11 protein-coding genes and 1 tRNA gene are annotated in these 14,153 nt (G+C 72.6%); 8 read left to right on the plus strand and 4 right to left on the minus strand.

Features of this window, described 5'->3' with window-relative positions:
• The first annotated feature begins 2 nt into the window (after positions 1-2).
• Positions 3-362: a hypothetical protein gene (locus FHU37_RS02170; protein ID WP_179812523.1), complete on the plus strand. Its 360-nt coding sequence runs from the start codon at positions 3-5 to the stop codon at positions 360-362.
• Positions 363-375: 13 nt separating this feature from the next.
• On the opposite strand, the gene FHU37_RS02175 is transcribed toward FHU37_RS02170, so the two are convergent.
• Both FHU37_RS02175 and FHU37_RS02180 read right to left on the minus strand, forming a co-directional pair.
• The gene (locus tag FHU37_RS02175) at positions 376-810 is read right to left on the minus strand and encodes an SRPBCC family protein (RefSeq protein ID WP_179812524.1); all 435 of its coding nucleotides are present in this window, start codon (positions 808-810) and stop codon (positions 376-378) included.
• Between the two features lie 102 nt (positions 811-912).
• A complete protein-coding gene (locus FHU37_RS02180) occupies positions 913-1,566 on the minus strand; it encodes an NADPH-dependent F420 reductase (protein WP_179812525.1) in 654 nt (217 codons plus the stop codon).
• Between the two features lie 107 nt (positions 1,567-1,673).
• Here FHU37_RS02180 and FHU37_RS02185 point away from each other — a divergent pair, with 107 nt between their 5' ends.
• On the plus strand, positions 1,674-2,048 hold the full coding sequence (locus FHU37_RS02185; protein ID WP_179812526.1) for a winged helix-turn-helix transcriptional regulator: 375 nt from the start codon (positions 1,674-1,676) through the stop codon (positions 2,046-2,048).
• Between the two features lie 238 nt (positions 2,049-2,286).
• On the opposite strand, the gene FHU37_RS02190 is transcribed toward FHU37_RS02185, so the two are convergent.
• Entirely contained in the window at positions 2,287-3,057 is a 771-nt protein-coding gene (locus FHU37_RS02190) for a GAF domain-containing protein (protein WP_246449535.1), read from the minus strand.
• 207 nt (positions 3,058-3,264) lie between these two features.
• Here FHU37_RS02190 and FHU37_RS02195 point away from each other — a divergent pair, with 207 nt between their 5' ends.
• Together FHU37_RS02195 and FHU37_RS02200 are read left to right on the plus strand one after the other, a co-directional pair.
• The gene (locus FHU37_RS02195; protein ID WP_179812528.1) at positions 3,265-6,090 is read left to right on the plus strand and encodes a glycoside hydrolase family 9 protein; all 2,826 of its coding nucleotides are present in this window, start codon (positions 3,265-3,267) and stop codon (positions 6,088-6,090) included.
• A 209-nt stretch (positions 6,091-6,299) separates the two neighbouring features.
• Complete coding sequence (locus tag FHU37_RS02200; protein WP_179812529.1) at positions 6,300-7,379, plus strand: metal ABC transporter substrate-binding protein; 1,080 nt, start codon at positions 6,300-6,302, stop codon at positions 7,377-7,379.
• Between the two features lie 120 nt (positions 7,380-7,499).
• Here FHU37_RS02200 and FHU37_RS02205 read toward each other — a convergent pair whose 3' ends face one another.
• Complete coding sequence (locus FHU37_RS02205; protein WP_179812530.1) at positions 7,500-8,342, minus strand: class I SAM-dependent methyltransferase; 843 nt, start codon at positions 8,340-8,342, stop codon at positions 7,500-7,502.
• A gap of 310 nt (positions 8,343-8,652) precedes the next feature.
• Between FHU37_RS02205 and FHU37_RS02210 the strand changes: the two genes are divergently transcribed.
• From FHU37_RS02210 to FHU37_RS02225, 4 genes are all read left to right on the plus strand, one after another.
• Positions 8,653-9,483 carry an aldo/keto reductase gene (locus FHU37_RS02210; RefSeq protein WP_179812531.1) on the plus strand — a complete coding sequence of 277 codons (831 nt, stop codon included), beginning with the start codon at positions 8,653-8,655 and terminating at the stop codon, positions 9,481-9,483.
• 157 nt (positions 9,484-9,640) lie between these two features.
• A tRNA-Pro gene (locus FHU37_RS02215) sits at positions 9,641-9,714 on the plus strand.
• A gap of 314 nt (positions 9,715-10,028) precedes the next feature.
• Positions 10,029-11,165 carry a serine/threonine-protein kinase gene (locus tag FHU37_RS02220; protein WP_179812532.1) on the plus strand — a complete coding sequence of 379 codons (1,137 nt, stop codon included), beginning with the start codon at positions 10,029-10,031 and terminating at the stop codon, positions 11,163-11,165.
• A gap of 71 nt (positions 11,166-11,236) precedes the next feature.
• Entirely contained in the window at positions 11,237-14,152 is a 2,916-nt protein-coding gene (locus FHU37_RS02225; RefSeq protein WP_179812533.1) for an SNF2-related protein, read from the plus strand.
• The last annotated feature ends 1 nt before the right edge of the window (position 14,153 follow it).

Consider the following 14,153-nt stretch of genomic DNA (forward strand, 5'->3'; position numbering starts at 1 on the left):
CGATGCCGGAGCAGGCACAATGGACATTCCGTCGCCAGGAGCGGTTCTGGAAACCGGAGAGGACGCCGGGCGTGGACGACAACACGCTTCTGGGGCTGGAGCTCTTCGCCGTTCCCTTCGGGACCCGCGCGTGGTCGGTGCGCGACTTCATCGAGGTCTGGCGGGAGCACCGGGAAAAGGACGGCGACAGCGCCGTACTGGCTTCCACGGCGGCCGTCATCCGGGCGCAGGAGGGAGGGTTGGTGCGTATCTGTGACCGGTACGGGCAGTTCCGGGACTTCGTGATGGAGGAAGCGGATTTCGAGGCGGCGCTCGAAGCCCTGGAGGCGGCCATGCGGGCGCACTCCGGCCAGGCCGGCTGATCGGCGGGTGGGGTCAGTCGCGCAGGAGGCGGGTGAGGGCGTGGGCGAAGAGGGGGCGGGCGGCGTGGGCGGTGGCGGCGTCGAGGAGGCGGGGGAGGCGGCGGAGGCGTAGTTCCTCGCGCCAGACGATCCGGGAGCCGTGGGGGAGCGGGTGGACCTCGATCTCGGCCCAGCCGAGGACCACGGAGCCGCGCTTGACCAGGCGGCAGTGGCCGGGGCGGCCGGCCGCGGGGGGTGACCAGCGCACGACCTCCATGGGGTCGTCGAAGGCGGCGCGGCCGATGCCGGTGCGGGCGGCGAAGGTGGTCCCCACCCGGTTGGGCGGCGGGGTGGTCACCCGGATGGTGGTCAGCGGGACGCTGCCGGTGTGGCGTTCCCAGGTGGTGAGACGGCGCCAGGCCTCGGGGGCGGCCAGGTGGGTCGGGCGCTCGATGCGGAAGACGGCCACGTCGCGATCATAAGGCGGGGCGGGGCGGGAACCGGGCGGGAGCCAGCCCGGCCGGGGCCGCAGGCTGCCGGGCCTGGCCGGCGGCCTGCGGCGGGCCGGGGGTCAGCGGGGGCCGAAGGCGTGGGTGAGGGGTGGGAGGAGGGTTCGGGCGTCGACTCCGGAGTGCCACAGGGCGATCAGGAAGGCGGTGGTCGCCTCCAGCAGGCCGGCGCGGTCCAGTGGGCCGGCCTCGACCGGGGTGCAGCCGAGGTCCCGGACCAGGGTGGCGACGGTGGCCAGGGCGTCGGGGTCGTCCCCGCACATCGGGACGGCCAGCGGGGTGCCGTCGAAGGCGGGTGGGGTCATCCGCCAGACGTCCTCGTGGCAGTGGTTGAAGGCCTTGACCACGCGCGCGCCGACGGCCTGGCGGGCGACGCGCTCGGCCATCGAGGGGCCGCCGGCGGTGGCCAGGACGAAGCCGGAGTGGACGGCGTTGACGCAGTCCACCAGCACGCGCCCGCGCAGGGCGCCGTCGTCGGCGCCGGCGGCGGACAGCACCTCGGGGACGGCGGTGTCGCGCACGGCGAGCAGGACGACGTCGCCGAACCGGGCGGCCTCGGCCCAGGTGCCCACGCGTGTGGGCGGGCCGATGCGGCGTGCCCGGGCGGCGGTCCGTTCCGGGTCCCGGCCGCTGATCATGAGTTCGTGGCCCGCGCGGGTCCACTGGGTGCCGAGCGCGTCCGCCATGCGGCCGGCGCCGAGGATGCCGATGCGCATCCGTCCTCCTGGGGTAGGGGGTGTGTGCCTCGATCAGCACGGTAGGAGGGGCGTCGGGCACCGAATGGTGCGTGCGGTGGCGTCAGACTGGGGGGATGGGGACACGGATGGTGGATCGTTCCGCGGCGAGTGGCCTGTTCCTCGCGGACTGCCGGGCCCGGCTCGCCTTCGACCTGCTGGCGAACACCTGGAACGCGGTGGTGGTGTGGGCACTGCGCGAGGGTCCGCGCCCGCCGGGGGAGCTGCGCGGGCGGATCGGCGGGATCAGCCCGAAGGTGCTGACCGAGACGTTGCGCAGGCTGGAGTACAACGGGCTGGTGGAGCGGCGGGCGCGTCCGCGGCCCGGGCCCCGGGTGGAGTACGGGCTCACCGAGCTGGGGCGGAGCCTGCTGCCGCCGATCGAGGCGTTCGGGGAGTGGGCGTTCCGGCACGGTGACGAGGTGCTGGCGGCCCAGGACCGGGCGGAGGGACGCCTCGGCTGATCGCCCCGCGGTTTCCCGGAGGGGAGGGGCGCGGGGCGAGGTGCCGAGGGGCGAGTGGGGAGCCGGCGGGCCGTCGGGGGGGAACGGCGTCCGGCCCGGGCCCGTCCCGCCGCGCGGCCCGGCGGGGGAGCGGGGCGGCGGGGCGGGAGCGGGACCGGGCCGGTGTGGCGCTGCCGAGGGGGCCGGGAACTCGGGGGTTCGGGGGGCCCGGGGGTGGGGGGTGGGTCGGGGCGCCGGGTCACCAGGGGAGCCGGCGCGGGCGGCCGGGGTCGTACGGCTGGGGGGCGGGCTCCTGCGGCTGGTCGTAGCCGTGCTCGTCCCCGTAGCGGAATCCGTAGCGCGGCGGCCAGGTCTGCTCCACCGGCTGCGGGGCGGGCGGTGCCGGCTCCGGGGCGGCCTGCCGGGGGTGGGCGGCGGGCTGGTCGGCCCCGGTCTGGCCGCCGTCGCGGTCGCGCAGCCGCACCTCGGACAGCAGTGCCTCGGCGAGCAGGCCGAGGCCCTTGAGGCGCTCGCGTCCCCAGTCGCGGGGGGAGTGGTCGAGGACGCAGAGCGTGCCGAGCACCGTGCCGGTGTCGTCGATCAGCGGCGTGCCCAGGTAGGAGCGCACGCCGAGTTCGTTGACGACCGGGTTGCCGGAGAAGCGGGGGTAGGCCAGCACGTCGTTGAGCGCGAGGGGGGAGCGCAGCGCGACGACGTGCGGGCAGAAGCCGTGGGTGAGCGGCATGTCGCGGCGGGAGAGCTGGTAGGGGACGACCTGACCGCCCCCGCCGCCGCCCTGCGGGGCCACCCCGGCGGCCTCGTCGGAGGCGGACGGGTTGTACAGGCACAGGCCGCGGAACATCTGACGTTCGTCGTTGACGAAGTTGACCATCGCGATCGGGGCGCCGGTGAGGCGGGCGGCGAGTTCGGCGAAGCGCTCGAACGCCTGGTCCGAGTCGGAGTCGTTCAGTCCCAACTGGGTGAGGCGGGCGGTGCGGTCGGATCCGCCTGGGGATTGATGATCCGTCATGTCGATCATGCTAGTGCATGCGCATGACGAGAAGGTTGCCGGGGTGGGTGTTGCTGGCGTGAACATGGTGAAGGTTGACGCGCAGTCAAAAAACTCCGCCCCGCCATTGACGCCGGTCGGGCTCGACCGCACCATGAGTGTGGTCGCTCGTGAGAGCGCTCTCATCCTAGTGTCAGGTTCACGTAATAAGTACGGAGGGGCGGGCGGATGTCCGAACCACGAGGGTCGGGACCGACCGACCGGGCGGAGGGAGCCCGGCCGCGCCGGGTGGCCCGCTCCCGGACGGCGCTGACCGCGACGGCTCTGCTGGCGCTGCTGGCCGCGGGCCCGGTCGCCCCGGCGGCCGCGCAGGCGGCGGAGGCCGCGCAGGCCACGCGGACCACCGAGGTCGCGGCGGCCGGCGCCGAGGCGGGCGCCGCGGCCGGCCAGTTCGCCTACGGCGAGGCGCTGCAGAAGTCGATGTTCTTCTACGAGGCGCAGCGCGCCGGTGATCTGCCCACGGACAACCGGGTCAACTGGCGTGGCGACTCCGCGCTGGAGGACGGCTCGGACGTCGGCCTCGACCTCACCGGCGGGTGGTACGACGCCGGCGACCACGTGAAGTTCGGCCTGCCGATGGCGTTCTCGGCCACCATGCTGGCCTGGGGCGGCCTGGAGAACCTGGACGGGTACCGCGACTCGGGGCAGCTGGAGTACCTGAAGTCCAACCTGCGCTGGGTCAACGACTACTTCATCAAGGCGCACCCCGCCCCCAACGTGCTGTACGCACAGGTCGGCGACGGCGACGCCGACCACCGCTGGTGGGGGCCGGCCGAGGTGATGCAGATGGAGCGTCCGGCCTACAAGGTCGACGCCTCCTGCCCGGGCAGCGACGTCGCCGGCGAGACCGCGGCGGCGATGGCCTCCTCCTCCCTGCTGTTCCGCGAGGACGACCCGGCGTACGCGGACGAGCTCGTCCGCCACGCCGAGGAGCTGTACCGCTTCGCCGACACCTACCGCGGCGAGTACTCCGACTGCGTCCCGGTCGGCGCCTTCTACAACTCGTGGTCCGGCTACCAGGACGAGCTGGTCTGGGGCGCGTACTGGCTGTACAAGGCCACCGGGGACGCGTCCTACCTGGCCAAGGCGGAGAGCGAGTACGACCGGCTGTCCACCGAGCCGCAGTCCTCCACCCGCAGCTACCGCTGGACCATCGCCTGGGACGACAAGTCCTACGGCGCCTACGCCCTGCTCGCCATGGAGACCGGCAAGCAGAAGTACGTCGATGACGCCAACCGCTGGCTCGACTACTGGACGGTCGGGGTGGACGGCCGGCGGGTGCCCACCTCGCCGGGCGGCCAGGCCGTCCTGGACACCTGGGGGTCGCTGCGGTACGCGGCCAACACCTCCTTCGTGGCGCTGGCCTACTCCGACTGGCTGGCGAACGACCCGACCCGCAAGGCGCGCTACCACGACTGGGCCGTGCGCCAGATCGACTACGCCCTCGGCGACAACCCGCGCGGCTCCTCCTACGTGGTCGGCTTCGGCGAGAACCCACCGGTCAACCCGCACCACCGGACCGCGCACGGCTCCTGGACGGACCAGCTCACCGCCCCGGTGGACAACCGGCACGTGCTCTACGGCGCGCTGGTCGGCGGCCCGACGGCCCCCAACGACCAGTACACCGACAGCCGCCAGGACTACACGATGAACGAGGTGGCGACCGACTACAACGCCGGCTTCACCTCCGCCCTGGCCCGCCTGTACGAGGAGTACGGCGGCGAGCCGCTGGCGAACTTCCCGGTCCCGGAGACGCCGGACGGCCCGGAGATCTTCGTGGAGTCCGCGACCAACGCCACCGGCCCGGGCTTCACCGAGATCAAGGCGATGGTGCGCAACCAGTCCGCCTGGCCCGCCCGGATGCTGGACGACGGCCGGTTCCGCTACTTCTTCACCCTCGACGCGGGCGTCGACCCGGCCTCGGTCACGGTGACCTCCGCCTACAACCAGTGCCGCGCGCCGGGCCGGGCCCAGCAGTGGGAGGGGCAGGTCTACTACGTCGAGATCGACTGCACCGGCACGCTGATCTACCCCGGCGGGCAGTCCGCGCACCGCGCGGAGGTGCAGTTCCGGATCACCGGCGGAACCGGCTGGGACGCCTCCAACGACTGGTCCCACGCGGGGATCACCACCACCCTGGCCCCCAACGAGCGCATCGTCCTGCTGGACGGCGGGGAGCCGGTGTGGGGGACCGCCCCGGACGGCGAGGGCCCCGGCGGCGGCGACCCGGACGACACCGTGGCGCCGACCGCGCCCGGCGCCCCCACGGTGACCGGCACCACCAGCAGCAGCGTCGCGCTGCGCTGGGCCGCGGCCACCGACAACGTGGCCGTCACCCGGTACACGGTGCACGCCTCGGCGGACGGCTCCGGCCCGGCCGTGGCGACGGTCTCCGGTGGCACCACCACGGCCACCGTCACCGGACTGGCCGCGCAGACCCGCTACACCTTCACGGTGCGGGCGGCGGACGCCGCCGGCAACGTCTCCGCCCCGTCGGCGGCGGTCACCGTGACCACCCAGGCGCCGCCGGCCGGCGGGAACGCCGTGAAGGCGCAGTACCGGGCGGCGGACACCAACGCCACGGACAACGCGGTGCGCGCCCACTTCCGCGCGGTCAACGACTCCGCCGCGCCGGTCGACCTGAGCACGGTGACCCTGCGCTACTGGTTCACCCTGGACGGCACCTCGGCCGCGCAGTGGCAGGTGCACTGCGACTGGGCGCAGCCGGGCTGCTCCACGGTCACCCGCCGGGTGGTGGCCACGGGCTCCGGTGACGGCGCCTACCTGGAGATCGGCTTCACGGGTGGCACGCTGGCGCCGGGAGCGTCGACCGGGGACATCCAGCTGCGGATGAACCGGACCGACTGGCAGAACCTCAACGAGGCCAACGACTGGTCGTTCCAGCCGACGGCCACCGGGTTCGTCGACGCCGAGCGGGTGACGGTGCACGTGGCCGGCCAGCGCGTGTGGGGCACCGAGCCGAGCAGCGGCTGACGTGGTCGGCCCGCGCCGCGCGGGCCGACCGAACGGAGAACGCACAGGCCGCCGGGCCCGCCTTCCCCTGGGGCGGGCCCGGTTCTCTTCTCGTGGTTCCGGCCCGTCGGCTGTGTGCGGGTGTGTGCCGGGGCTGTGTGCCTGCTGTGCGGAGGTGATGCGCACCACTAAATTATGGATGTCGTTTTCATTTGCATATCATCATTCTTATGAAGACGAACCGTGCCTCCCGAACCCTCCTCGCCTGCGCCACCGCGGTGGTGCTCGGCGCCGCCACCGCCGCCTGCGGCGACTCCGGATCGGACTCCGCCGAGGGCGGGTCCACCCAGGTCATCACCGGCATGTACCCGATGCAGTGGCTGGCGGAGCAGGTCGGGGGCACGGACGTCAGCGTGGAGAACCTGACCGAGCCCGGCACCGAGCCGCACGACCTGGAGCTCACCGCCCGCCAGGTCGGAGCGGTGGGGGAGGCCGACCTGGTGGTCTACATCGACGGCTTCCAGGCCGCCGTCGACGAGGCGGTCGACCAGCAGGCCGCGGACCGCGCCTTCGACGCCCTGGTCGCCGTGGAGAACCCCATATCCGGCTCCGAGGAGGGGCACGCCGAGGAGGGGCACGCCGAGGAGGGGCACGCCGAGGAGGGGCACGCCGAGGAGGGCCACGCCGAGGAGGGCCACGCGGAGGAGGGGCACGCCGAGGAGGGCCACGCGGAGGAGGGCCACGCCGAAGGCGAGGCCGCGCACGGCGAGGAGGGCCACGAGCACGGCGCGGAGGACCCGCACATCTGGCTCGACCCCTCCCGGCTGGCCGGCGTCGCCACCGCCCTCGGCGACCGCCTCGCCGAGGTCGACCCGGACAACGCCGACGGCTACCGCGAGCGCGCCCAGCAGGTCGCCGACGACCTCGCCGCCCTCGACGAGGAGTTCTCCACCGGCCTCGCCGCCTGCGACTCGCGCACCGTCGTCACCAACCACGCGGCCTTCGGCTACCTCGCCGACCGCTACGACCTGGAGCAGGTGGGCATCAGCGGCCTGAACCCGGACAGCGAGCCCACCCCGGCCCGGATGGCCGAGGTGGCCGAGATCGTCGAGCACGAGGGCGTCTCCACCATCTACACCGAGACCCTGATCAGCCCGGACGTCGCGGAGACGCTGGCCGCCGAGACCGGCGCCACCACCGCCGTCCTCGACCCGGTCGAGGGCATCACCGACACCTCGGCCGGCGACGACTACCCCTCGGTGATGCGGGCCAACCTGGAGGCGCTGCGCCAGGGCCTCGGCTGCTCCTGACCCGCACGCCACCGCGCCCGTGCCGCCGGTACGTCGCCGCGGCACGGGCGCCCGCGGCACGGGCGCCCGCGCCGTACGCGTCCCCGCCGGGCCGGCCCACCGCGGGGCCGGCCCCGCCGCCTACTCGGGCACGGTGCCGACGCCGATCAGGGTGGTGGCGTCCACCGCGCCGCCGGCCGCGGTCATCTCGGCGGTGAACCGCTCCCGCACCCGCTCCACGGCCTCCGCGTCCAGCCCGTGCAGGAAGCGCCGCAGCGCGCTGCCCACCACCAGCAGCCACAGCGCGCCGACCTCGGCGTCCCCGAGCGGCACGGCGGCGTCCCGGACCCGCAGCGGTGAGCGCTCCACCCGCACGTGCTCCAGCCCCAGCCCGGCCAGCCAGGTGGCGAAGCTCCCCGGCTGGTCGACGCCGCGCAGCGGGTCCTGCGCGAACGGCAGCGACAGATCGGGCCGCTCCGCGAGCACCGCGCGGCGCAGCACCTCCGGCGCCGGGGCGATCGCCCCGCGCTCCCACACCGTGACCACCAGCCGCCCGCCCGGCCGCAGCAGGTCGCGCAGGGCGCGGGTGCCGGCCGTCATGTCCGGCAGGAAGAACACCCCGAGGGCGCACTGCACGACGTCGTAGCCCTCGGCCGGCGCCAGTCCGCTCTCCCGCCACCGCAGCACGTCGCCGTGGTGGAACGACGCCTGCGCCAGGTGTTCCGCCGCCGCCCGTTCCCGGGCGCGCTCCAGCAGCCGCTCCGCCAGGTCCACGCCGTGCACCTGCCCGTCGGGGCCGGTCGCCACGGCGGCCGGCAGCGCCGAGGCGCCCGTGCCGCAGCACGCGTCCAGCACCCGCTCGCCCGGCGCGATCCCCGCCGCCCGCGCCGTCGCGGCGCCGATCGGACCCCACAGCAGTGGGGTCAGGGCCTCGAACGCCTCGGACGCCTCGTCGAAGGTGGACTCCACCGTCGTCGGATTCATCTGCTCCCCCCTTCCGCCGGCGCGCGCGGTGCCCGTTCCCGGCACCCCCGCCGCCGACCTGACGAACGCGGCCGTCCCCCGTCGCGACGAGCCGCCAGTGAGACAGATGATAGTGAAAACCGTTGCGCATCTCGCCCCCGCCACGCCGTGTCGCGCCGGGGCTCCGGTGGCCGCGGCCGGCCATGGATGGCTGCCCCCAGACGGGGAATACACCGGAACGTTGTCCGGGTTGGATCAACCCGTGCGGTGGTGACCGTGCCCAACGGGCCCACCGCAGTCCGTGCACGACGTCCGAGGAGAGAACTCCCGCATGACAGACGTTCCCGCCGTCAAGCTCAACGACGGCGCCGAGATCCCGCAGTTCGGCTTCGGTGTCTGGCAGGTGCCGGACGACGAGGTCGAGGCGGCGGTGGCCACCGCCCTCGAGGCCGGCTACCGCAGCATCGACACGGCCGCCGCCTACGGCAACGAGCGCGGCGTCGGGCGAGCCATCGCCGCTTCGGGGCTGCCCCGCGAGGAGCTCTACATCACCACCAAGCTCTGGAACTCCGACCAGGGCTACGACTCCACGCTGCGCGCCTTCGACGAGTCCATCTCCAAGCTGGGCCTGGACTACGTCGACCTGTACCTCACCCACTGGCCGACGCCGGCGCGCGACAAGTACGTGGACACCTTCCGGGCGTTCCTCAAGCTCCAGGAGGAGGGCCGCATCCGCTCGGTCGGCGTCTCCAACCACCAGAAGTCGCACCTGCGCCGGCTGATCGACGAGACGGGCGTGACGCCCGCCGTCAACCAGATCGAGCTGCACCCCCGCTTCCCGCAGGAGGACCTGCGCGCCTTCCACGCCGAGCAGGGAATCGTCACCGAGGCCTGGAGCCCGCTGGGCCAGGGCAGGGGCCTGCTCCAGGCGCCGGAGCTCGCGCCGATCGCCGAGCGCCACGGCAAGACCCCGGCCCAGGTGGTGCTGCGCTGGCACGTCCAGCTCGGCAACGTGGTGATCCCGAAGTCCGTCACCCCCTCCCGGATCCGGGAGAACATCGACATCTACGACTTCGAGCTGAGCCCCGAGGACGTCGCCGCCATCGACGCCCTCGCCACCGGCGAGCGCCTCGGCCCGGACCCGGACACCCTGAACGACTGACCGCCCCGCGACCGGGGCGGGTGACCCCACCCGCCCCGGTCCCACGGCGCCGCCCGGCGCCCCGCCCGCCGCGCCCCGCCCGGCGGGTATCCGGTTTCCCCGGGAACCCGCTGGTGGGGTATGGTTCTGTCCGTTGCCCGGACTGACCACCGGGCGCCGGGACGTGGCGCAGTTTGGTAGCGCACTTGACTGGGGGTCAAGGGGTCGTGGGTTCAAATCCCGCCGTCCCGACTCGGAGGTAACTCCAAAGTCGCAGGTCAGGGCCTTGTTTCACTACGGTGGGACAGGGCCCTCGATCGTTTCCGGGGGCTGCCTCTCACAACTTCCCACGGTCGATGTCGATCACCGCCGTGATCGTGGTGCAGCGGGGAAGCTGGAAGGATCCTTCTGCCTGATCTGCTGTGATCCGCTCTTCCTGATGGTGAGATCAACCTGGCGGTCGCGGTTGGCCGGGGCGGGCGTGTCCGCCTTCGTGCCACCGACTGGGCTAACGTTGACGGTTGGCCGTACCGAGTGACCAAGGGCAGAGGGGAGGGGAGGTGTCCGTGGAATCGACACCCCTGAGTCCCGGGGATCCCACCGAGATTGGTGGATTCGAACTGTTCCGTCGGATCGGTCACGGCGGCATGGGTCAGGTCTATCTCGGTGAGTCGCCGGCCGGGGAGCCCGCCGCGGTCAAAGTGATCAAGCCGTCGGTGGTCGACTCGGAGACGCGCGCACGTTTCGCCCAGGAGGTCGAGATCCTCAAAACGGTCGCCGGGCCCCGCATCGCGGCCTTCCTCGACGCCGATCCCGAGGCGGAGCGCCCGTGGCTGGCCACGGAGTTCGTGGACGGCCCCGACCTTCGAAGGCACATCGGTACCCACGGTCCGCTGCCGCTTGTGCTGACGGCGTCACTCGGGGCGACACTCGCCGAGGCCCTGGTGGGAGTCCACAGGCAGGGCCTGCTGCACCGGGATCTCAAGCCCGCGAACATCCTCCTCGGCGTCAACGGTCCCAAGATCATCGACTTCGGTCTGGCCGTCTTCATGGAGTCGAGTGCTTCGCTGACCGCACCGAACACGGTGATGGGCACACCGGCCTGCATGGCCCCGGAGCAGGCGGACGGCGTCCGGCCGTTGACTACCTCCGTCGACGTCTACGCCCTGGGTGCCGTCCTGCTCTTCGCCGCGACCGGCCACTACCCCTTTCACGCCGAGAACATCCAAGTACTCTTCCGGCTGATCACTGACCCTGCCAAGATGCCGGACTTGGACGGCGTTCCGCAGGAGCTCGCTCCGCTGCTGACCGTGATGCTCTCGCACGGTCCGGCCGATCGTCCGCCGCTCACGGAGGTCGTCCAGCGCTGCCGGGCGTTGATCGAGGCGCAAGGGCTCACAGTCGCCCAGGCACGACGCCGCCTCACGGCCCGGACAGCGGGCAGCCCCAAGCCGGCCGGCCCAGGCACGGCCGGCGCCCCTGCAACGGCCGACCACCCGTCCCCCGTCGACTCGCCGCCGGCCACGCCGGATGCCGTATCGGTCCCCCAGGACGGTCCTACGCCCCTGGGCAGTGTTCCGGAACCGAGCACGCGTACCTTCGCCCCAGGGTCCGGACGTCATACCGTCGGTGGCGCGTCCGCCCAGGCACGGCGGGTGGCCCGGCAGCTCCGTGAGGCGTATGCCCGGGGCGCGAAGTTCTGAGCCGCAGCGGCGACCACCACCACACGGCACCGCGGCAGCGCGATAGACATCAGCATCCGAAGGAGGGACGCGTGACCGTCGAGCAGGGCAGCGCCGTCGACAGCGGGGGCCAGCAGGGGGACCCGGAGTCGGGCCCCCGGTTCCCGCCGGGCGCGCAGATCGTCGTGCGCGACGAGGAATGGCTCGTACGGAACGCCACCCGCACCGCAGACGACGGCGACCGGATCGAGGCGGTCGGCATCTCCGAGTTCGTGCGCGACCAAGAGGCGGTCTTCTTCACCGGGCTCGACGAAGTCGAGCTCATGGACCCGCGCCGGACGAGATTGATCTCCGACGACTCGCCGAACTTCCGCCGTGGCCGCCTCTTCCTGGAGGCGGTACTGCGTAAGACCCCGCTGCCGCAGTCCGAGCGCGGCCTCGCCCTCGCCGACACCTTCCTGCTCGACGCGCTCCCCTATCAGCAGCGCCCCGCCCAGCTGGCCCTCTCCGGCCGGAACCTGCGCCCGCGCATGCTGATCGCGGACGTGGTCGGCCTCGGCAAGACCCTGGAGATCGGTCTGACGCTGGCGGAACTGATCAGGCGCGGCCGGGGTGAACGGATCCTCGTCGTCACCCCTCAACACGTCCTGGAGCAGTTCCAGCACGAGCTGTGGACACGCTTCGCCATCCCGCTGATCCGGCTGGACTCGGTGGGCATCGAGCGCATCCAGCGCGAGATCCCGGCCGGGCGCAACCCCTTCACCTACTTCAAGCGCGTCATCGTCTCCATCGACACGCTGAAGAACACCGACCAGTACAAGCACCACCTGGAGCGCATCACCTGGGACGCCGTGGTGATCGATGAGTCGCACAACCTCATCAACCGGGGCTCCCTGCGCAACCAGCTCGCCCAGCTCCTGGCTCCCCGCACCGATGCCCTGATCCTGGCCAGCGCCACCCCCCACAACGGTGACGCCCGTTCCTTCGCCGAGCTGATCCGTCTGCTCGACCCGGCCGCGATCCCAGACCCGGAGCGGTACGACGCGGACGACATCCGGCACCTGTTCATCCGGCGCACCAAGGTCAGCCCTGAGGTCCGCGACCGCATGCGGGGGCAGTGGGCCGACCGCGGCCCGTCCCGGTCGGTGCACTGTCCGGCGCGACCGGCCGAGGAGAAGATCTTCGAGGAACTGGCGCAGGTGTGGCTGCCGGCCGAGGGAGCCTCCGTCAGCGACAGCCGGTTGTTTCCTTACACCCTGTTGAAGTCCTTCCTCTCCTCCCACGTCGCCCTCACTGCCACCGTGGACGCCCGCATCAAAAACCTCACCGCGAAGGACGCCGCGGTCTCCGGGGCGCACGGTGCCGAGGTCGCCGCCCTCCAGCGCCTCAAAGGCCTGGCGGAAGGGATGACGGAGGCCGACTCGGCGAAGTTCGCCGGCCTCGTCGAGCAGCTCCGGGAGATCGGCGTCGGCCCGGGCAGCGAGACCCGCGTCGTGGTGTTCTCCGAGCGGGTGCACACCCTGGAGTGGCTGCGCAAGGTGGTGCCGCCGGCCCTCGGATTCAAGGGGCGGGCGGCCGAGGACGCGGCGCGCGTGATGCACGGCGGCCTGACCGACGAGCAGCAGATGAGCCGCGTCGAGGAGTTCGGCCTCGCCGATACCCCTGTGCGCATCCTGTTCACCGGCGACGTCGCCTCCGAAGGTGTCAACCTCCACCGCCAGTGCCACCACCTCGTGCACTACGACGTGCCCTGGTCGTTGATCCGTATCGAGCAGCGCAACGGCCGCATCGACCGCTACGGCCAGACCCACCAACCGCAGTTCCGCGCACTGATCCTCACCTCCGAGGTGCCTGACGCCAAGGACGACCGCACCGTCGCCGAGCGCCTGCTGGAGCGCGAGGACGAGGCGCACCGCAGCCTGGGTACCGCCGAGGCCGTCTCGGGTCTGTACCGTGCGGAGGCGGAGGAAAAATCCCTTGTGCAAGACCTGCTGCGCGGGCGGTCCGTCGATGAGTCCCTGGAGGCGTCCGCGACCTCCGGAGGGGACGCCGCCGACTTCCTCGCCGACTTCTTCGGCTCCGTCGATCCCACCCTCGATCCCGTGGCCGACTCGCTGATCGACACCGACAGCGAGGAAGTTTCCGGCATCGGCGACGGCGACACCGGGAGCGCCCCGCCACGGGCCGACGTGCCGCGCCTGTTCGCCAGCACGCGCGAGTTCGTGGAGGAAGCCCTGCGGGAGGTGTTCCCAGACACCCAGCGACAGCTCGACCTGGACCAGGACCCGGACACCGGATTGATCTCCTTCAGGCCGCCCACCGACCTCACCCACCGGTTGAAGACGCTGCCGCCGGACTACCGGCGCGAGCAGCGCCTCCACGATCGCCTGCTGGTGACCTTCAACCGCAAGCTGGCTGACCTTTCCCTCGCCAGGGCCCGCTCCTCCTCCGCGTCCAGTTGGCCCGAGATCTCCCTGCTCACCGACCTGCACCCGGTCGTGGAGTGGCTCACCGACAAGGTTCTGGTGCGCCTGGGCCGTCAGGAGGCCCCCGTCATCACCGCCGACGTCGCCGCGCCGACCTACCTGATCCAGGGCGTCTACTCCAACGCGCTGGGGCGGCCCACCGTCGTGAAGTGGATGGCCGTCACCGGCCGGGACGTCACCGACGACATGGTCGGAACGTTGCGCCGTGCCGGCGTCGGCCCGACTATGGCCAACCCGCTGCGCACCCACGATCTGGACGCCCTGAACGCCGGCATCCCCGACGCCCTCCAGGCTGCCGAGGAGTTCCTCGGCCACCGCCGGGCGGAGTGGGACAGGGCCCTGGAGGGCCCCATCAGGCAGTACAAGGAGCGGCTCAGGGTCTGGGAACAGCCGACACTCACCGGTGAGCGCACCAGACACCGGCTGGACCGGCTCGCCGACCTGGCCGACTCGCTGCTGACCAAGGGCCGGCCGATGCTTCGCGTCCTCGCCGTCCTCGATTCCGCCGCCGACCGCGCCTGAC

The organism is Allostreptomyces psammosilenae (genome assembly GCF_013407765.1).
Lineage (GTDB): Bacteria > Actinomycetota > Actinomycetes > Streptomycetales > Streptomycetaceae > Allostreptomyces > Allostreptomyces psammosilenae.